Consider the following 17,878-nt stretch of genomic DNA (forward strand, 5'->3'; position numbering starts at 1 on the left):
GACCCAGAAGGACGCATGTCCCTCGGGTCGCATCTGATCGAGCTTCGCAACAGGCTCTTCAAGTCGGCCATCGCGATCGTGATCGGCTGCGTCGCAGGGTGGTTCGTCTCCGAGTGGGTGTTCGAGTCGCTGAAGGCGCCGATCCTCGAGGTGGCGTCCACGCAGGGCAAGGACGCGATCCTCAACTTCCCGACGATCGCGGGTGCCTTCGATCTCCGTCTCCAGATCGCGATGACCGTCGGTGTCGTGATCGCCAGTCCGGTGTGGCTCTACCAGATCTGGGCCTTCCTCGTGCCCGGCCTCACGCGCAAGGAGATGAAGTACGGTCTCGGCTTCATCCTGACCGCGATCCCTCTGTTCTTCGCCGGCTGCGCGGCGGGCTGGTTCGTGTTCCCGCACATCGTCGAGCTGCTCACCGGCTTCACCGGGCAGAACGCGGCCAGCTTCATCGACGCGAAGTACTACTACGACTTCGTGCTCAAGCTCGTGCTGATGGTGGGCATCGCGTTCGTGCTGCCCGTGTTCCTCGTGCTCCTGAATTTCCTCGGGATCCTGTCGGGCATGCTCATCCTCAAGTCGTGGCGCGTCGCGATCATGGTCATCGTGCTGTTCACCGCGATCGCCACCCCCGCGGCCGACCCGATCTCGATGTTCCTGCTCGCAATCCCGATCATCGTCCTGTTCTTCCTCGCCTGCGGGATCGCGATCCTGCACGACAAGCGGGTCGCCAAGCGCCAGGTGGTCTTCGACGGCAGCCCGTCCGACCTCCCCGCGTGATCGAGCCGTCTCCGGCGGAGCGCTTCGCGGCGTTCCGGACACGACAGGGCCACGCCAGGGTCGAGACGTTCCGCTCGACCCTGGCGTTCGACCTCGACCCGTTCCAGTACGAGGCGTGCAGCGCGCTCGACGACGGTCGCAGCGTCCTCGTCGCCGCTCCGACCGGTGCGGGCAAGACGGCGGTCGCCGAGTTCGCCATCCACCTGGCCATGCGGGACCCCACCGCGAAGGTCTTCTACACGACGCCGATGAAGGCTCTCAGCAATCAGAAGTTCCAGGAGTTCGTCGGCGAGTACGGCGCCTCCGAGGTGGGGCTCCTCACCGGCGACTCCAACGTCAACGCCCGCGCGCGGATCGTCGTGATGACGACCGAGGTCCTGCGCAACATGCTCTACGCCGACTCCGACCTCCTGCGCGATCTGGCCTACGTGGTGATGGACGAGGTGCACTACCTCGCCGACCGCTTCCGCGGCGCCGTCTGGGAGGAGGTCATCATCCACCTCCCGCAGCGGGTGCGTCTCGTCTCCCTCAGCGCGACGGTCTCGAACGCCGAGGAGTTCGGCGACTGGCTGCAGACCGTCCGGGGCGAGACTGAGGTCATCGTGTCGGAGGAGCGTCCCGTGCCGCTCGATCAGCACGTGCTGGTGGGCGGCAAGCTGCTCGACCTCTTCGACTCCTCGGGGCGGGCGGCCACCAACCGGGTCAATCCCGAGCTCGCGCGTCTGGCGCAGGGCGGTTCCCGGGTCGAGCGCGGTGGTCGCGGATCGCAGCGCGGCGGACGCAGCCGCTTCCAGGAGTCGCGCACCGAGGATCTGGTCCCGCGGTCCGAGGTCGTCGAGATCCTCCGCGGCAAGAACCTGCTGCCGGCGATCTTCTTCGTCTTCAGCCGCGCCGGCTGCGACCAGGCGGTCCGGCAGGTCCTCCGCTCGGGCGTCCGGCTGACCGAGCGCCACGAGCGCGACGAGATCCGCGCGATCGTCGAGGAGCGCTGCCGCACGATCCGCGACGAGGACCTCGCCGTCCTCGGCTACTGGGAGTGGCTCGACGGCCTGCAGCGCGGAGTCGCCGCGCACCACGCGGGCATGCTGCCCGCCTTCAAGGAGGTCGTCGAGGAGCTCTTCCTCCGGCGCCTCGTGCGCGTCGTCTTCGCCACCGAGACGCTCGCCCTCGGCATCAACATGCCCGCCCGCACCGTGGTGCTCGAGAAGCTCGAGAAGTTCAACGGCGAGGCGCGGGTCCCGATCACGCCGGGGGAGTACACCCAGCTGACCGGTCGCGCCGGCCGCCGCGGGATCGACGTCGAGGGCCACTCCGTCATCCAGTGGCGCGGCGGGATGAACCCGCAGGCGGTCGCCTCGCTCGCCTCGAGGCGCACGTACCCGCTCAACTCGAGCTTCCGCCCGAGCTACAACATGGCGGCCAACCTCATCGAGCAGTTCGGCCGCACCCGCACGCGCGAGATCCTCGAGTCGTCGTTCGCGCAGTTCCAGGCCGACAGATCGGTCGTCGACCTCGCCCGCCGCGTGCGCCAGCAGGAGCAGTCGATGGAGGGCTACCTCACCGCGATGCAGTGCCACCTCGGCGACTTCGCGGAGTACGCGTCCATCCGCCGCGAGATCGGCGACCTCGAGCGCCGCGGCGCCGTGCGCAAGGAATCCGCGTCGCACAGCGAGCGCGAGCGGCGTCAGTCGCAGCTCGCCGAACTGCGTCGCCGGATGAAGGCGCACCCCTGCCACGCCTGCTCCGACCGCGAGCAGCACGCCCGCTGGGCCGAGCGCTGGTGGAAGCTCCGCAAGGAGACCGACGAGATCGAGCGTCAGATCCGCTCGCGGACGGGCGCCGTCGCGCGGATCTTCGACCGGATCACCGAGGTCCTCCTCGAGCTCGGCTACTTCCGCCGGGACGACGTGGGCGAGCTGTCGCTGACCCCCAACGGGCGCACCCTGCGCCGGATCTACGGAGAGCGCGATCTGCTGATCGCGGAGTGCCTCCGGAAGCAGGCCTGGACCGAGCTCGACCCCGCCGGTCTCGCCGCGATGGCCTGCTGCCTCGTCTTCGAGCCGCGGCGCGAGGAGGGGACCCTCGGCGAGAAGTTCCTGCCGCGCGGCACGTTCCCGGAGGCGCTCGAGAAGACGCAGCTGCTCTGGGCCCGCCTCGACGACGTGGAGCGGGAGCATCGCCTCCCGGGCAGCAACCCGATCTCGGCCAGCCTCGCCCTCGCGATGAACATGTGGGCGCGCGGCATGCCGCTGGATGCGGTGCTGCGCGAGGCCGACATGGCGGCCGGCGACTTCGTCCGCTGGTCGAAGCAGACCATCGACCTCCTCGACCAGCTCTCCGTCGTGGCCGACGGCAAGGTCGGGCGCGCCGCGCGCACCGCTCTCGAGTCCGTCCGCCGGGGGATCGTCGCCTACTCCTCGGTCGCATGAGGGGCGGGATGACGCCGCCTGCGGGGCGGACTGCTCCGCTGTGGCTCGCGCTGCCGTTGGCTGCTCTCGGCGGCGCGGTGCTCGACCAGGGCTTCCCCGACGCCGACGTCTGGCCGCTCGCGATCCTCGGGGCGGCCGCGATCCTGCTGGCCCTCGCCGGTCGCGGGTTCTGGAGCGGTGCGCTCGTCGGTCTCGTCGGCGGCGGCGTGTTCTGGGGCGTCCACATCTCGTGGCTCACGCTCTACCTCGGTCTGGTCCCGTGGGCCGCGCTCGCGGGCCTGCAGGCGATCTTCTTCGCGCTGTCGGCGGGGCTGATGGCCGTCGTCTCGACGCGGGGGCACCGAGTGTGGACCGGTCCGCTGGGCCGGATGGTCGGGCTGCCCGCGATCCTGGCGGCCCTCTGGGCGGGTCGCGAGACGATCACGAACGTCTGGCCCTACGGCGGCTTCGCCTGGGGGAGGCTCGCCCTGTCGCAGTCCACGGGTCCGCTCGCCGAGCTCGCCGCATGGGTCGGCTTCGCGGGGCTCAGCTTCGTCGTCGCCTTCCTCGCGGCCGCGCTCGCACAGGCGGTCCGCGAGGTCAGCGTCCCCGCGACCGGACGGGTCGCGGCCGTCGCCGGATTCACGATCGTCGCCCTCGTGTTCCCCGCCTGGCCGGCGCCGACGGAGGGCACGGCGCGCATCGCCGCGATCCAGGGCGACTCCGATGCGGGCCTGTTCTCGCAGAGCTACCGCGGGCAGATCCTCGAGGACCACACCTCGGCGACCCTGCCCGTCCTCGACGAGGACGTCGACATGGTGGTCTGGCCGGAGAACGGCGTCGACATCGATCCGACGAGGAACGCGCAGTCGGCCGCGGTGCTCGACTACCTGAGCCGCACGATGGACGCGCCCTTCATCGTCGGCACGATCACGAACCCCGAGGAGGACGTGTTCTACAACAGCTCGCTGCTGTGGAAGGCGGGGGAGGGAGCGACGCAGGTCTACGACAAGGTCCACCCGGTGCCGTTCGCCGAGTACATGCCCGATCGGGCATTCTGGCGGATGTTCGCTCCGGATCTCGTCGACCTCGTCAGTCGCGACTACTCGATCGGCACCCGCTCGAACGTCTTCGACATCGACGGCATCCTCGCCGGCATCGCGATCTGCTTCGACATCTCGGACGACGCCCTCACCAACGCGATGGTCGACGGCGGTGCGCAGGTGATCCTGGCGCAGACGAACAACGCCGACTTCGGCCGCACCGACGAGAGCGTGCAGCAGCTGGCCATCGCCAGGCTCCGGGCCATCGAGACGGGGCGGAGCGTCGTCAACATCTCGACCGTCGGGACCAGCGCGATCATCGGCCCGGACGGCGCGACGATCGACTCCCTGACATGGTTCGAGCCGGGTGCCATGGTGGACGAGGTCCCCCTCGCCTCCACCACGACCCCGGCTCTGGTGTGGGCCCGCGACCTCGGCTGGTACTTCCTGGCCGCCGGTCTGATCGCCCTGGTCTCGTTCGTCCTGCGGACGCGCGAGCCGCGACGACGGGCTCGGGTCCGGCGCTAGACGCCGATCCGATACCCGCCGCGACCGGCGCTAAGCGCCGATCTTGTGCTCCCCGCGTCGGGCGCGGAGGAAGGCGAGTCGCTCTTCGAGCAGCTCCTCCAGCTCCGCGCGCGTGCGGCGTTCGAGCAGCATGTCCCAGTGGGTGCGGACGGCTTTCTGCTCACCCCGGTCGATGACGACGGGCTTGGAATCCACCATCAGGATGGCTTCGTGGCCGCATGAGCGGCACTCCCAGGTCTCCGGCGCTTCGGCGTCGGCCGAGAACACCATGTCGGTGTCGTAGCCGCAATTCGAGCAGTGGTACTCGTACGTCGAACGCGGTGAGAAGACGACGCCTTCTTCGCTCTGCAGGCTCTGGGATCCGAGCCTCATGCCGCGCAAGCTTCGATCTGCCATTGTGTGGTCTCCTCTCGCTGTGCTCCGACCAGTGTCGACCGCCTACCTGGAGGTGGTCCCGGCGGACCATCCTTTGCCAGAGAACAATCAGGTCGGAGCGGATTTCCGCGCCTGCTCAGCGCTGCGGCCCGGCGCCCCGGAGGAACGCGTCGACGGCCGCCCGAGCGAGGTCGGTGCGGTCGGTCACGAGCCCGTCGACGCCCAGCTCGAGCAGCTCCGTCATCCGCTGTCGGTCGTTCACGGTCCAGAGGTGGATCTCGCAGCCGGAGGAGCGCAGGCGCGCCAGGATCCGTGGAGTCGTGACCCGCAACCCGAGCGCGCTCTCGGGCACCTGAAGGGCGTCGACGCCCCGGAGGGCCACGCGCACGACCGCAGTGGCGTTCGCGTGTGCGGCCACGAGTGCGAGCAGGAACAGGGGAGCGGAGGCGGAGGTCGCCGCCCCGGGAAGCCCTCGGAGGGTGCGCCGGCGGCGCGACTCCGAGAAGGAGGTGATGAGGACCCGCGACTCGGCGTGAGCGCCCCGCACCGCCGCGATGGTCGCGTCCACCGCCTCACGCGCCTTCACGTCGATGTTGAAGCGCGCCTCGGGGAAGCGATGGAGCGCCTCCGCGAGGGAGACCGGGTGCTCGCCGCCATCGAGCACGAGCCGCTCGAGCTCCTCGGCGCGGAGGCGGTCGACGCGGTGCCGATGGCCCGTCTCGTCGACGACCTCGTCGTCGTGCTGGAGGAACGCCACTCCGTCGAGCGAGGCGCGCACGTCGGTCTCGAGCAGGTCGGCCCCTGCATCGAGGGCCCGCTGGAAGGCGCCGATCGTGTTGCCGAAGCCGCGGGAGCCGAAGCCGCGGTGCGCGAGGACGCGGGGCCGCGGACCCTCGAGGAAGGGAACGCGGTCCCGGTCGCTCATCGGCGCGGTGCGGGTCAGAAGGACGGGGTCGGGGGAGTGCCGGACGCGTCGCTCGGACGATCGGCTCTCGCGGCGTTCTGCCCGAACGCGTGACCGACGCCCTTGAGCGCCTCCGTGAGCTCACTCGGGATGACCCAGAGCTTGTTGGCGCTGCCCTCGGCGATCTTCGGGAGCGTCTGCAGGTACTGGTAGGCGAGCAGCTCGGCGTCGGGGCGGCCGTCGTGGATCGCCTGGAAGACCGTGGTGATGGCCTTCGCCTCACCCTCCGCGCGGAGGACGGCGGCCTTGGCCTGACCCTCCGCCGCGAGGATGGCGGCCTGACGCTGTCCCTCCGCGTTGAGGATCTGGGACTGCTTCGTCCCCTCCGCGGTGAGGATGACGGCCCGACGGTCGCGCTCGGCGCGCATCTGCTTCTCCATCGAGTCCTGGATGGACAGGGGCGGGTCGATCGCCTTCAGCTCGACGCGTCCGACGCGGATGCCCCACTTGCCGGTGGCCTCGTCGAGGACGATGCGCAGCTGTCCGTTGATGTTGTCCCGCGAGGTCAGGGCCTCCTCGAGGTTCAGCCCGCCGACCACGTTGCGGAGAGTGGTCGTGGTGAGCTGCTCGACGGCACCGAGGTAGTTCGCGATCTCGTACGTCGCGGCGCGCGCGTCCGTCACCTGGAAGTAGACGACCGTGTCGATCGACACCACGAGGTTGTCCTCGGTGATCACGGGCTGCGGCGGGAAGGAGACGACCTGCTCGCGGAGATCGATCAGCGGGCGGACGCGGTCGATGAACGGCACGACGAGGTTCAGGCCGGGGAGGAGGGTCTTGTGGTATTTGCCGAGACGCTCGACGACTCCCGCGGTGGCCTGGGGAATGATCCGGATCGACCGGAAAAGGATGGTCAGGACGAAGAGGACGATGGCGACGACGACGACCGTCGTCACGATGGCGGAGGTGTTCACGAGGAGCTCCTTTCGGCGGGGACGACCACGGCCGTCGCGCCTTCGATGGCGGTGACGACGACACGCTCGCCGACTCCGAGCGGGCGGTTCTCGACGAGGGGGGACAGGCGCGCCGTCCACGTCTCGCCGTTGGCGAGCTTGACCTGACCCGGGCCCGAGCCGGCGATGACGACGCTGCCGGCGAGACCGAGGAGGGCGTCGGAGCCTGTGGGCGTCGGGTCGCCTCCCCGCTTGAGGAGTCTCAGCAGCGGTGGCCGCACGGTGAACAGCAGCAGGGCTGCGATCACCGCCGCGACGGGGACCTGCACCCAGAAGGGAGCGCCGACGAGGCCGGTCAGCAGGCCGCCGACACTGCCCACGGCGAGCATCAGGAAGGTGAACTCGAGTGTGATCATCTCGACGATCACGAAGATCAGAATGAGCGCGAGCCAGAGGATCCACGCGAACTGGGTGACAGCATCCATTGCCGTTGCTCCTTCCCCACGATGAGCCCTTCCACGGTACCAAGGCCCCCCGTCAACGGGCTGGGAGGGGGATTGGTAGGCTCCTCGGCGGGCCCTGGGGCCCGTCATCGTGCCCGATCCGGTTCGTCGCCGGCGTCCTGAAGGATCTCCTCGTGTCCAACCCCCTCGCTCCCGGTTCTCTCGACGGCAAGCGGATCCTCGTGACCGGCTCGTCCCGCGGGATCGGCGCCGACACGATCCGCTACTTCGCCGAGGCCGGCGCCCGCGTCGTCGTCAACTACCGCTCGAAGGCGCCCCGCGCGACGAAGCTCGTCGACCAGATCGTCGCCGCCGGCGGCTCGGCCTTCGCGGTCGGCTCCGACCTCACCGACGCGGAGTCGCGCTCGGCGCTCTTCGCGCGCATCGAGGAGGAGCTCGGTGGTCTCGACGTCCTCGTGCTGAACGCCTCCGGGGGCATGGAGAGCAACATGGGGGAGGACTACGCGATGGTCCTCAACCGCGACTCGCAGGTCGCCACGCTCGAGGCGGCGCTCCCGCTGCTCGGCGCCGGGTCGCGCGTCGTCTTCGTGACGAGCCACCAGGCGCACTTCATCCGCACGACCCCGACGATGCCCGAGTACGAGCCGGTCGCGCTGTCGAAGCGGGCGGGCGAGGACGCGCTGCGCGAGCGGATCGCCGAGCTGTCGGAGCGGGGCGTCGAGTTCGTCGTCGTCTCGGGCGACATGATCGAGGGCACCATCACGGCGACGCTCCTCGAGCGCTCGAATCCCGGCGCCATCAGCTCGCGGCGCGAGTCGGCCGGGAAGCTCTACAACGTGGGGGAGTTCGCGGCGGAGGTCGCACTCGCGGCTGTCGAGCAGATCCCGGCGGACAACACGCGGCTCGTGGGCGACACGTCGGACTTCGTCGCGAAGTAGGCCATCGGCCGGGTGGCCCGCTCAGCGCTCGAATCGAGATCCACCAGTGTCGGATGGCCGTGTCGACGGCCTGACCTGAAGCTCGTCGGTCTCGATACGCCCCTGCGGGGCTACTCGACCAGCGTGGGGGCCGATGCGCGCCGATGACGGCGGGCACGTGCTTCGGGTGCAGGAGCGCTTGTCGGCACTCGTGCCTTGATCCGATAATGCACATTATGTCAGTTTGCTCTGCGGAAGATGCACGAATGGGATCCCCTCCTACGAGTCGGCGAGTGAAACGCTGTCGACGGAGTGAATGCCTCCTGCCGGGCCGTTCTTGCGTGGAGGCGCGCGAACCTGATGCCCCCACCGGCGCCGTAGAAGCTTCGCGCTGCTCGATGAGCGAGAGGACATAAGCTCGCCCACATGGCAGCCGGCGCAGTGATGCACAACTTCGCCATACAGCTGGCTGATGTGGACCGCGGCGTCTACGAAGACATCACGCTGCGGGCCGCTCGGCACCCGTCCGAGACCGACGCGTACATGATGACGCGCGTGCTCGCCTACTGCCTCGAATACGTGGAGGGGATCACCTTCAGCGAGGGGATCTCGTCGACGGCGACCGAGCCGGCGGTGCTGGTCCGCGATCTCACCGGCAGGCTGACCACGTGGATCGAGGTGGGCGCGCCGGATGCCGAGCGACTGCACTTCGGGAGCAGGCTGGCCGACCGCACGACGGTCTACACGCATCGCAACCCGGAGAAGGTGATCGCGGCGTGGTCCGGCAAGCGCGTCCACCAGCTCGAGCAGATCACCGTGCAGAGCTTCGACCACGGGTTTCTGGATGCCGCGGTCGCGGTACTCGAGCGCCGCAACACGCTGACCGTGTCGGTCGTCGAGGGGCAGCTGTATCTCGAGTTCAACGGCGTGACGTCGAGCAGCGACATCCACGTGCATCAGCTGGGCTGAGCCGGCGCGAGAGGGTGCTCAGCGTTGCGGGAGCTTCGCGGCGGGAGCGGTGATGGCGCGTCGCGCTGCCCGGTTGCCTCTGCGCTGAGACCCATGTGTGCACCCTCGCACGCAGTCGCCCCGCTGCCCGCAGCACCGCCGGATCTGTGGCGGCGCTACCTCGACGTGATTTTCGACGGGCTCCGGCCAGACGGTGCGCACCCGCTCCACGGCGATTCGTCGACGGCTACCCGCTGAGTTCACGCGCGGCATCGAAGAAGTTCCCCGTCCCGGCACCACTGGACCCTGCGGGAACGCTGAGCTTCGTTTCCAGTAATCGAGAGTTTGTCAGTTCGCGGAGACGACCGCTCCTTTAGCCGCGCGGGGCCGCTACAGTCGAGACATCGTGTTCTCCGCGGCGTGCCGCAGACCTGCCGAAATGGTGCCCGTGACCTTCCGCCGCCGTCGTGCTCGCCCCCTGTCCTCCCTGGCGATCGGCGCGCTGGCCGTCATCGCGCTCGTCGCCGGGCCGGCGGTCCAGGCCAGCGCAGACGAGCAGTCCATCAGCGGGACGATCAGGACGCCCGCGGGCGCACCCGGTACGCACCGCTACTCCGTCGAGGCGTGGAGTCTCGGCGAGGGCGGGCCGCGGTCGGCGGTCCTGCTAGCGTCCACCGAGGTGACGCTCGGCAGCGGCGTCACAGGTGGATACACCCTCACCGGAGACCTCGGCGGCAGCTCCCCCGTGGTCCGCGTCGTCGAGCGGCCGGCCGACGGACGCGTTCCTGCGGTCGGGGACGAGTTCTGGAAGGACGCGGGCTCGGTCGCCGGCGCCTCGACGGTCGATCTGCGGAGCGGCTCCGCGTCGGGCATCGACCTCTCCCCCTCCGTCTACGCCTTCTCGAGCAGCCGGGTCGCCGGCACCGACCGCTACGGCACGTCGGTCGCGACCACGCAGGCGTTCGAGCCCGGAGTGCCGGTCCTCTACATCGCGAGCGGCGCGAAGTGGGCCGACGCGCTCAGTGCGGGTCCCGCCGCCGCGGTCCGAGGCGGAGCGCTCCTCCTCACCGATCCGGACCGGCTCACGGACGCGGTGTCCGCCGAGATCAGGCGGCTCGCGCCGAAGAAGGTCATCGTCGTCGGGAGCGAGCTGACCGTCTCGGGTCCCGTGTACCAGCAGATCCGCGGTCTCGTCGGCGAGATCACCCGGATCGGCGGCACCGACCGGTACGACACCTCGCGGCGGCTCGTCGCCGACGCCTTCGGGTCCGACACGACGTCGGAGGTGTTCCTCGCGACGGGCGGGAACTTCCCCGACGCGCTGTCGATCGCGCCGGTCGCCGGCCGGACCGGTCAGCCCGTCCTGCTCGTGGACGGGGCGGAGGACGGCCTCGACGAGGAGACCCGCGAGGCGGTGGCGAGGCTCAGCCCGTCGCGAGCGATCGTGCTCGGCCGGACGCCCTCGATCTCCTCCGGTATCGAGAAGCAGCTCGTCTCGTCGGGCGTCGTTCCTGCGACGCAGCGCATCGGCGGTGCGAGCCGGTACGAGACCAGCCGCCTGATCAACGAGGCGTGGCCCTCGGCGCCGCTCCTGGACACCACGTATCTCGCGTCGGGCGAGGGCTTCGCCGACGCGCTCTCCGGAGCGACGGTCGCGGCGGCCCAGGGGGTGTCGGTCTCGCTGAGCCGCCCGGACTGCGTTCCCGCGGCGACGGTGGACTCGCTCAGACGCGCCCACATCGACTCGGTGAAGGTCCTCGGGAGCGAGCTCACGCTGTCGCGTGCGGCCGGCAGAGTCACCTCCTGCGACGACGGGGGCTCCACGCCATCGCCCACTCCTGTTCCCACCTCCTCCCCCGTGCCGACAGCGACGACCACTCCGACGGCCGCCCCCACTCCGACGGCGACCCCGACGAGCACTCCTCGTCCGACATCCACCCCGCCGACCGCCGACGTGCCCGCCCCGATGACCGAGTGGGACTTCTCCGAGTCCGGTGCCCCGTACTACTCGACGGCCGGCGATCTCCCGCTGAGCCAGGCGGGCAAGACCCAGGCGACGACCACCACGACGCCGTGGGGGTCCGGGGTGACCATGACCGGCACCAGCTTCCTCCGCGTCGCAGCGCAGGATGCGGGGCGCCTCACCGTCGGCGCGACCGGGAACGCGGTGACGGTCGCGACCTGGGTGTACATGACGGACAACAGCACCGGCTTCGTCGCGGGCGCCTGGAACGAGAACGAGACGAACCACGGCCGCTCCTACGGGCTGTTCTACGACCTGGGCCTGTACGGCGGCGACGAGCGGACCAACTTCCACGTCTCCCGCACCGGCGGACCCACCCCGGGCTATCCCTACTCGCGGGACTACTCCTCCTCGGGCGACACCTTCCTGCGCGACACGTGGCAGCTGCACGTGGGCACCTACGACGGCACTCGAGCCGTCTCGTACCTCGACGGGACCGCCGTGGCCTACCCGCGCTTCGTCGACAACCAGGGGAACACCTACGCGAAGAACCCCTACCTGTTCCCCGACGGCCTGAATCCCACCGCCGGGGACTTCACCGTGGGAGCGGTGGAGCTCTCGTCGGGCCCCGGCAACTACGCGAAGGGCGCTTTCGCGAAGATCCGGGTGTGGGACAGCGCGCTGACCGCCGAGCAGGTCCGCGCGCTGTACACGGCGGAGAGCTCAGCGCTCCGCTGACGAGGCCGGGTGCGGGTCGACCGCCGGTACCGGCCGCAGCCGCTTCGCGAAGAACCGGGCGTCGGGCTCGTCGCTCCAGTAGCCGAAGCCCGGGATCGAGGCATAGCCGGAGCTGCTGTAGAGCGCCATCGCCTCGGGCTGCTCGGTGCCGGTGACCAGGCGCAGCACCTCCACTCCGTCGCGCCGCGCCAGGTTCTCGACGCCGGCGAGGAGGAGGCGGCTGAGACCGCGTCCTCGCGCCGACTCGGCGACGAACATCCGCTTGATCTCCGCGACCCGGCCGTGGATCGACAGGGCGACGCAGCCGGCCGGCTCGTCGCCGACGCTGAGCAGGAGGGCCGGCGCGTCCGAGGGCGGACGCTCCCCGGTGTCCTCTCCCCCGTAGCGCCGCAGGAGCTCCGCCTCCTGGAGGGCGAACAGCGTCGTGGCTCGGGCGTCTTGGGCGGTGGTCTCGATCAGGCGGGGCTCGTCGTGCACAGCAGCGATGCTACGGCCGCGGAGTCCCGCCGAGTGCTCGAACTGCTCCGCGGAGGAGTCCGCCCTCGGCCCGGACCCCACCGGTGCTCTCCCGACACGAGGTCGCCGCGGCTCGTGCCACCGGAGATGTCACCGATACTTGTCCCATGGTCGTCGGGCGCATCGGTGTCGTCGACACGCATTTCCAGCCGATCCTCGATCTCGCGTCGGGCCGGGTCGTGGCGCACGAGGCGCTCTCGCGGTTCGCGGACGCGTCCGGCCCGGTCTCCCCCGACTCCGCTTTCGAGGACGCCTACCGCCGAGGGGCCGTCGAGATCGTGGACGACCAGTGCATCAGTCGCGCGGTCGTGGCCGCGGACGGGCTCGGCGGCCGGGACGCGCACGAGCTGTTCGTGAATGTGGAGCCGCCGACGCTCTGGCGCGGGCAGCTGCCGGCCGGCCTCACGAGCGGCCTGCCGCTCACGATCGAGATCACGGAGCGGGCGCTCGCGCAGGACACGGGCCGGCTGCTCTCCGCCATCGAGCGGCTGCGCGAGCACGGCCACGCCATCGCCGTCGACGACCTCGGCGCGGAGCCCGCGACTCTCGCGCTCCTGCCGCTGATCGCTCCCGACGTGATCAAGCTCGACATGGGCCTCATCCGGCAGCGGCCCGATGTGCACGCGGCCCGCATCATGACAGCGGTCGCCGACTACGCGGGCCGCAACGAGACCGTCGTGCTCGCCGAGGGCATCGAGAACGAGCGGCACGAACTGACCGCGCGCGCCCTCGGCGCCACCCTCGGGCAGGGCTGGCACTACGGCCGTCCCGGGTCGGCGGAGGCGGCCCCGCGGGTGGTCACCAGCTCCGCCGAACGATCCGAGTGGCGGGCCCGGATCGCGCGCTCGGCGTCGGCGGCCTCCGCTCGCGCGGCGACGCCGTTCGAGATCATCAGCGCAGCCGTCCCCGCGCGGCGTGCGGACCGGGCGCTCCTGCTGCAGGTGAGCACCTTCCTCGAGGAGCGCGCGCACTCGGGCGGCGACAGCGCCGTGCTCCTCGCGACCTTCCAGCACGACTCCAACGTGACACCGGCGACACGGCGCCGCTACGAGCGGCTCGCCGACAGCGGCTGCCTGCTGACCGTGTACACGGTCGGCGGCGCCTCGGGTCTCCCCGTCGGGGCGCTCAACCGACTGGTCGACCGCGACGACCGGCTCGCGGCCGAGTGGGACGTGATCGTGCTCACCGCCGACCACGCGGCGGCCCTCACGGCACGCGAGATCGACGCCGCCAGGCACGCCGAGGGCGAGTACGACTTCGTCCTCACCACGGATCGCGAGCTGGTCACGCACGCGGCGCGGGCCCTCCTCGCCCATCGCTGACAGGAGTCGTCGCTCTCGGCGCGACCATGCGGGTATCGGCTCGCAGGTGACCTCGGCCACGCGCAGATGTTGATCGGCGCCTCGAAAGGCGCGACGCTGGGTGCGGGCCGGAGTTCGCAGCCCACTCGATGCAGTGGAGGATCGCATGGGCAGGATCGTCGTCAGCAGCATGGTGAGCGTCGACGGATTCACCGAGGGGGCCGGCGGCGACGTGTCGCAGATGCCGATGGACCTCGCCTTCGCCGAGCACAACGCCGACCGGGTCCGCTCTGCCAGCCGTCTGCTCTTCGGAGCGGTGAGCTACGTCGGGATGATGCAGTACTGGCCGCACCAGGTCGACAACGCCGACGCCATCCCGGAGGACCGCTACATCGCCTCCCGGTACGCGACCGACCTGGGCATCACCGTGGTCTCGGACACTCTCACCCGCGCCGATGTCGCGGTCTGGGGCGATCGCACCGAGATCGTCTCCCGTGCAGACGCGCACGATCACCTCAGGCGGCTGCGCGACTCCGAGGCCGGCGACATCCTCGTCTTCGGCAGCCGCACCCTCTGGACGGACCTGCTGGCCCACGGCCTGGTGGACGAGCTGCACCTCCTCGTCGGGCCGAAGGTCGTCGCCGGCGACGCCCGCGCCTTCACCGGGCTCCCGCAGATCGACCTCACCCTGCTCGGAGTGCGCACCCGGAAGGGCTCGAGCACGGTCGCCCTGTCGTACCGCCCGGAGAACGCCCCCGCAGCGGCCCCGCGCGACGTCGACTACAACTGAGGGCTCTGGTCAGAGGTCGCCCTCGGTGCGATCCTGAACCGGTGACCGATGACACCGCAGCACTCGAACTCCGCACCCTGATCGACGAGCGCGTTCAGGCCATCGCACGGCACGACGCCCTGTACCTCGCGGACGCGCAGGCCGACGATGTCCTGGCCTACAACGTCCTGCCGCCCCTGCGCCTCCGCGGCTCGGATCAGGTGGCGGAGCAGACGCGCGCGTGGTTCGACGGCTACGCGAGCGGTCCCGGCTACGAGGTGCACGACCTGCAGATCGACGTCGGCGGCGACGTCGGCTCGACGGCGTTCCTCTATCACGTGACCGGGACGTTGCACTCCGGCGACGAGGTGTCCATGTGGGTCCGCGCCACGCTGGTCTGGAAGCGCATCGACGGCAGCTGGAGGATCATCCACGACCACGAGTCGATCCCCTGGGATCCCGCCACCGGTCGAGGGCTCACGAACCTCGAACCCTGACGGCGGCCCACTCCCCGCAGCACAGGTCGGTCGACCCTCCGGAGCCGCCGCGCCCTCAGCGCGGTACCGAGTACTGGGCGATGATGACGCCGGTCGTGGTGGTGACGCTCCGCTCCAGCACGAGATCCCTCCGCTCGGCCTCGCCGAACAGCCGCTGCCCGGTGCCCAGCAGGATCGGGTGGATCTGCAGGACGTACTCGTCGACGAGCCCTGCGCGATGGAGGTCCCGGATGAGGGCGCCGCTGCCCAGGACGGTGAGGACTCCGTCGAAGGACTCGCGGAGCGAGCCGACGGTGCCGACCGCGTCGCCCGCCAGGAGGATCGACTCGGGGTACGCCAGTGCCGTCGTCGCGGAGCGGGACACGACGTACTTCGGCACGTGGGTGAGGAAGTCCGTGAACGGGTTCGGAGCCGGGTTCGTCGTCCAGTAGCCGAGCAGATCCTCGTAGGTGCGGCGACCGAAGAGCATCGCTCCGTCGCCGGTCATCCCCTCGGACATGAACGCCGCCGACACCTCGTCCTGGTAGCCGTCTCCCCATCCGCCGTGCGGGAACCCACCCCGGGTGTCCTCGTCCGGGCGTCCGAGGCCCTGCATGACCCCGTCGAGGCTCATGCTCTCCGTCGCGCTGATCCGTCCCACCGTGCCACTCCCCCTCGTCGCACCACCGCGTGCGATACGCGCAGACTAGACCGAGGAGCCGCATCCGGCGATGCTGCGTCATCGTCTCCGCCCTGACGTCCCTCGGCGAGAGCTCGAGGAGGCGTTCACAGGGGGCGACCCGAGCAGGCGACGGTGTCCCGATCCACTGTCGGGTGACCCTCCCCATCCTGAGACGAAGGAGTGCACAGCATGGCGGCGACCTACACGTGGGACGTCTTCTCCACCCTCGACGGCTACGGGTCCTACGACCCCGGGCCGGAGGGCGTCGACTGGGGAGGCTACTGGTCGAAGCAGGGTCCCGAGCTCCTCGAGCGGCGAGCAGAACTATTCGCCGAGCCGCAGCGCATGGTCTACGGAGCGACGACCTTCCGCGAGATGGCAGGGATCTTCGCGGCCGGGGTCGACCCGAACGCGCTCGACGAGTGGAACGTGCGGCTCCTGTCGATGCCGGCCACCGTCGTGTCCTCGACCCTGCGGGACACGCTCGGCTGGCCCGACGCGACGATCGAGAGCGGGGACGCGGTGGACATCGTCGGCCGACTCAAGGAGACGTCCGGTGTCCCGCTCCGATCCCAGGCGAGTCTGACCTTGAATCGCGCGCTTCTGGCGGCCGGGCTCGTCGACCGGATCGAGGTGACGGTGTTCCCGGTCATCACGGGACGCACGGGCGTCAGCCCGATCTTCGCCGGGCTGGGCGACTACGACCTCGACCTGCTCGACAGCCGAACGCTCGATGGACGCACCCTCGCGCTGACCTACCGCCCGACGAGACGGAGCTGACCCGCGCCTCCGGTCGAATCGGGATCGGCTGGTCCAGCGCGCAACCGTCCTCCTGGCGTCGCGGCCGCGCTCCTCTTCCGCGGAGACTTGCGACGTCTCCGCCTCTCGAAAGGGATCACCATGCTGGCCGGCCTCAGCGCCTTCCCCCTCACGCCCCTCCGCGACGACGCGGTCGACGAACCCGCGTTCGCCGGTCTGATCGAGCGCCTGGCGGGAGCGGGCGTGGACTCGATCACCGCCCTGGGCTCGACCGGGTCCTACCTCTACCTCGACCGCGACGAGCGGCGCCGGGTGGCCGAGTCGGCGGTCGCGCACGCCGGAGCGGTCCCGGTCGTCGTCGGGATCGGGGCACTCCGCACGTCGCAGGTCCTCGCTCTCGCGGAGGATGCGCAGGACGCGGGCGCGAGCGCGCTGCTCCTGGCTCCGGTCACCTACCAGCCGTTGACCGACGACGACGTGCTCGGGCTGTTCGAGGACGTCGCGGCGAACGTCTCCGTGCCGCTGGTGGTCTACGACAATCCCGGAACCACGCATGTCACCTTCACCGATGACCTCTACTCGGCGATCGCGCGTCTGCCGCGGGTCGCCTCGATCAAGGTCCCCGGAGTCCCCGCCGACCCGACCGCGGCCGCCCAGCGCGTGCGCACGATCCGGAGGCGCCTGCCCGAGGACGTCACGATCGGGGTGTCCGGGGACGCGTTCGCCGCCCTCGGGCTGAACGGCGGCTGCGACGCCTGGTACTCGGTGATCGGCGGGACCCTCCCCCGGACCGCACTGGCGATCACCCGCGCCGCGCAGGCCGGAGACCACGCGACCGCGACCGCGGAGTCCGTCCGGCTGCAGCCGCTGTGGGATCTCTTCGCGCGGCACGGCGGCAGCTACCGGGTCATCGCCGCTGTCGCGGAGATCCTCGGCCTCGTACCCGAGAACTGCCTCCCGCGCCCGGTGCGCGGCCTCGATGCGCACGCCCGGGCGGAGGTCGCGGAGGTCGTGGCCGCGCTCGAGCTCGACGCGCGGGACGGGTGAGTCGGCCCGTTCAGCTGTTCCAGACTCGAAGGTGGCCTGCCGCGAACGGAGGTGAGGCGGACTCATGAGGTTCGTTAACCTTCGTGCCCCATCCTGTCGACATGACCACTGATCTCGATGTCGACCAGGTCGTCCGCGATGCGACCGCCGCGGTGCGCAAGAAGTACCCCGATCGTGCCGAAGGCGTTGTCGAGGCGATCGTGCGGGACGAGCTGACCAAGCTCCTCGATCGCCCCGTGCAGGACTACCTCTCCGTCCTCACCGAGCGGGCGGCGAAGCAGCGCCTCAAGCGCGACGCCACGACCTAGGC

At 70.4% G+C, this 17,878-nt stretch carries 18 protein-coding genes; 12 read left to right on the plus strand and 6 right to left on the minus strand.

Annotated features, from left to right (window positions below; genetic code table 11):
* Nucleotides 1–15 precede the first annotated feature (15 nt).
* The 3 genes from tatC to lnt are packed head-to-tail and all read left to right on the plus strand — an operon-like array spanning nucleotide 16 to nucleotide 4,756.
* Nucleotides 16–777 (plus strand): twin-arginine translocase subunit TatC, encoded by a 762-nt coding sequence (tatC, locus tag GRS92_RS04180; protein ID WP_159853603.1) that lies wholly within the window; start codon nucleotides 16–18, stop codon nucleotides 775–777.
* Nucleotides 774–3,206, plus strand: a complete 2,433-nt coding sequence (locus tag GRS92_RS04185) for a DEAD/DEAH box helicase (RefSeq protein ID WP_159853605.1) — start codon at nucleotides 774–776, stop codon at nucleotides 3,204–3,206. Before tatC ends, GRS92_RS04185 begins: the two co-directional genes overlap by 4 nt.
* Before the next feature lie 8 nt (nucleotides 3,207–3,214).
* Nucleotides 3,215–4,756, plus strand: a complete 1,542-nt coding sequence (gene lnt, locus GRS92_RS04190) for an apolipoprotein N-acyltransferase (protein WP_159853607.1) — start codon at nucleotides 3,215–3,217, stop codon at nucleotides 4,754–4,756.
* 30 nt (nucleotides 4,757–4,786) lie between these two features.
* On the opposite strand, the gene GRS92_RS04195 is transcribed toward lnt, so the two are convergent.
* The 4 genes from GRS92_RS04195 to GRS92_RS04210 form a co-directional block, all read right to left on the minus strand.
* Nucleotides 4,787–5,152 (minus strand): RNA polymerase-binding protein RbpA, encoded by a 366-nt coding sequence (locus GRS92_RS04195; protein WP_159853609.1) that lies wholly within the window; start codon nucleotides 5,150–5,152, stop codon nucleotides 4,787–4,789.
* Nucleotides 5,153–5,267: 115 nt separating this feature from the next.
* Nucleotides 5,268–6,056, minus strand: coding sequence for a glycerophosphodiester phosphodiesterase family protein (locus tag GRS92_RS04200; protein ID WP_159853611.1), 789 nt, complete (start codon nucleotides 6,054–6,056; stop codon nucleotides 5,268–5,270).
* Nucleotides 6,057–6,070: 14 nt separating this feature from the next.
* Nucleotides 6,071–7,009 carry an SPFH domain-containing protein gene (locus GRS92_RS04205; RefSeq protein WP_159853613.1) on the minus strand — a complete coding sequence of 313 codons (939 nt, stop codon included), beginning with the start codon at nucleotides 7,007–7,009 and terminating at the stop codon, nucleotides 6,071–6,073.
* Complete coding sequence (locus tag GRS92_RS04210; protein WP_159853615.1) at nucleotides 7,006–7,473, minus strand: NfeD family protein; 468 nt, start codon at nucleotides 7,471–7,473, stop codon at nucleotides 7,006–7,008. Before GRS92_RS04210 ends, GRS92_RS04205 begins: the two co-directional genes overlap by 4 nt.
* A 152-nt stretch (nucleotides 7,474–7,625) precedes the next feature.
* Here GRS92_RS04210 and GRS92_RS04215 point away from each other — a divergent pair, with 152 nt between their 5' ends.
* The 3 genes from GRS92_RS04215 to GRS92_RS04225 all read left to right on the plus strand — a co-directional run bounded on the left by GRS92_RS04215 (nucleotide 7,626) and on the right by GRS92_RS04225 (nucleotide 12,018).
* Nucleotides 7,626–8,390 carry an SDR family oxidoreductase gene (locus GRS92_RS04215; RefSeq protein WP_159853617.1) on the plus strand — a complete coding sequence of 255 codons (765 nt, stop codon included), beginning with the start codon at nucleotides 7,626–7,628 and terminating at the stop codon, nucleotides 8,388–8,390.
* A 405-nt stretch (nucleotides 8,391–8,795) separates the two neighbouring features.
* On the plus strand, nucleotides 8,796–9,338 hold the full coding sequence (locus GRS92_RS04220) for a YaeQ family protein (RefSeq protein WP_159853619.1): 543 nt from the start codon (nucleotides 8,796–8,798) through the stop codon (nucleotides 9,336–9,338).
* 418 nt (nucleotides 9,339–9,756) lie between these two features.
* Nucleotides 9,757–12,018: a cell wall-binding repeat-containing protein gene (locus GRS92_RS04225; RefSeq protein WP_159853621.1), complete on the plus strand. Its 2,262-nt coding sequence runs from the start codon at nucleotides 9,757–9,759 to the stop codon at nucleotides 12,016–12,018.
* Here GRS92_RS04225 and GRS92_RS04230 read toward each other — a convergent pair.
* Complete coding sequence (locus tag GRS92_RS04230; protein ID WP_204162356.1) at nucleotides 12,004–12,495, minus strand: GNAT family N-acetyltransferase; 492 nt, start codon at nucleotides 12,493–12,495, stop codon at nucleotides 12,004–12,006. The genes GRS92_RS04225 and GRS92_RS04230 overlap by 15 nt on opposite strands.
* Before the next feature lie 146 nt (nucleotides 12,496–12,641).
* On the opposite strand from GRS92_RS04230, the gene GRS92_RS04235 reads away from it, so the two are divergent.
* The 3 genes from GRS92_RS04235 to GRS92_RS04245 all read left to right on the plus strand — a co-directional run bounded on the left by GRS92_RS04235 (nucleotide 12,642) and on the right by GRS92_RS04245 (nucleotide 15,101).
* Nucleotides 12,642–13,856 (plus strand): sensor domain-containing phosphodiesterase, encoded by a 1,215-nt coding sequence (locus tag GRS92_RS04235; protein ID WP_159853623.1) that lies wholly within the window; start codon nucleotides 12,642–12,644, stop codon nucleotides 13,854–13,856.
* Between the two features lie 145 nt (nucleotides 13,857–14,001).
* A complete protein-coding gene (locus GRS92_RS04240) occupies nucleotides 14,002–14,625 on the plus strand; it encodes a dihydrofolate reductase family protein (RefSeq protein WP_159853625.1) in 624 nt (207 codons plus the stop codon).
* 41 nt (nucleotides 14,626–14,666) lie between these two features.
* Nucleotides 14,667–15,101, plus strand: a complete 435-nt coding sequence (locus GRS92_RS04245) for a YybH family protein (RefSeq protein WP_159853627.1) — start codon at nucleotides 14,667–14,669, stop codon at nucleotides 15,099–15,101.
* A 55-nt stretch (nucleotides 15,102–15,156) separates the two neighbouring features.
* Here GRS92_RS04245 and GRS92_RS04250 read toward each other — a convergent pair whose 3' ends face one another.
* Nucleotides 15,157–15,714, minus strand: a complete 558-nt coding sequence (locus GRS92_RS04250; RefSeq protein WP_235021812.1) for a dihydrofolate reductase family protein — start codon at nucleotides 15,712–15,714, stop codon at nucleotides 15,157–15,159.
* 237 nt (nucleotides 15,715–15,951) lie between these two features.
* Between GRS92_RS04250 and GRS92_RS04255 the strand changes: the two genes are divergently transcribed.
* The 3 genes from GRS92_RS04255 (at nucleotide 15,952) to GRS92_RS04265 (ending at nucleotide 17,876) form a co-directional block, all read left to right on the plus strand.
* A complete protein-coding gene (locus GRS92_RS04255; RefSeq protein ID WP_159853631.1) occupies nucleotides 15,952–16,542 on the plus strand; it encodes a dihydrofolate reductase family protein in 591 nt (196 codons plus the stop codon).
* Between the two features lie 120 nt (nucleotides 16,543–16,662).
* Nucleotides 16,663–17,568, plus strand: a complete 906-nt coding sequence (locus tag GRS92_RS04260) for a dihydrodipicolinate synthase family protein (RefSeq protein ID WP_159853633.1) — start codon at nucleotides 16,663–16,665, stop codon at nucleotides 17,566–17,568.
* Nucleotides 17,569–17,669: 101 nt separating this feature from the next.
* A complete protein-coding gene (locus GRS92_RS04265; protein WP_159853635.1) occupies nucleotides 17,670–17,876 on the plus strand; it encodes a three-helix bundle dimerization domain-containing protein in 207 nt (68 codons plus the stop codon).
* The last annotated feature ends 2 nt before the right edge of the window (nucleotides 17,877–17,878 follow it).

The sequence above is a fragment of the Rathayibacter sp. VKM Ac-2754 genome, from assembly GCF_009807095.1.
Taxonomy (GTDB): Bacteria; Actinomycetota; Actinomycetes; order Actinomycetales; family Microbacteriaceae; genus Rathayibacter.

Excerpts from the sequence above, each read along its gene's own strand:
- tatC (WP_159853603.1), top strand. The coding sequence starts at position 16 with ATGTCCCTCGGGTCGCATCTGATCGAGCTTCGCAACAGGCTCTTCAAG.
- lnt (WP_159853607.1), top strand. The coding sequence starts at position 3,215 with ATGACGCCGCCTGCGGGGCGGACTGCTCCGCTGTGGCTCGCGCTGCCG.
- GRS92_RS04195 (WP_159853609.1), bottom strand. The coding sequence starts at position 5,152 with ATGGCAGATCGAAGCTTGCGCGGCATGAGGCTCGGATCCCAGAGCCTG.
- GRS92_RS04200 (WP_159853611.1), bottom strand. The coding sequence starts at position 6,056 with ATGAGCGACCGGGACCGCGTTCCCTTCCTCGAGGGTCCGCGGCCCCGC.
- GRS92_RS04210 (WP_159853615.1), bottom strand. The coding sequence starts at position 7,473 with ATGGATGCTGTCACCCAGTTCGCGTGGATCCTCTGGCTCGCGCTCATT.
- GRS92_RS04220 (WP_159853619.1), top strand. The coding sequence starts at position 8,796 with ATGGCAGCCGGCGCAGTGATGCACAACTTCGCCATACAGCTGGCTGAT.
- GRS92_RS04225 (WP_159853621.1), top strand. The coding sequence starts at position 9,757 with ATGGTGCCCGTGACCTTCCGCCGCCGTCGTGCTCGCCCCCTGTCCTCC.
- GRS92_RS04235 (WP_159853623.1), top strand. The coding sequence starts at position 12,642 with ATGGTCGTCGGGCGCATCGGTGTCGTCGACACGCATTTCCAGCCGATC.
- GRS92_RS04240 (WP_159853625.1), top strand. The coding sequence starts at position 14,002 with ATGGGCAGGATCGTCGTCAGCAGCATGGTGAGCGTCGACGGATTCACC.
- GRS92_RS04250 (WP_235021812.1), bottom strand. The coding sequence starts at position 15,714 with ATGAGCCTCGACGGGGTCATGCAGGGCCTCGGACGCCCGGACGAGGAC.
- GRS92_RS04255 (WP_159853631.1), top strand. The coding sequence starts at position 15,952 with ATGGCGGCGACCTACACGTGGGACGTCTTCTCCACCCTCGACGGCTAC.
- GRS92_RS04260 (WP_159853633.1), top strand. The coding sequence starts at position 16,663 with ATGCTGGCCGGCCTCAGCGCCTTCCCCCTCACGCCCCTCCGCGACGAC.
- GRS92_RS04265 (WP_159853635.1), top strand. The coding sequence starts at position 17,670 with ATGACCACTGATCTCGATGTCGACCAGGTCGTCCGCGATGCGACCGCC.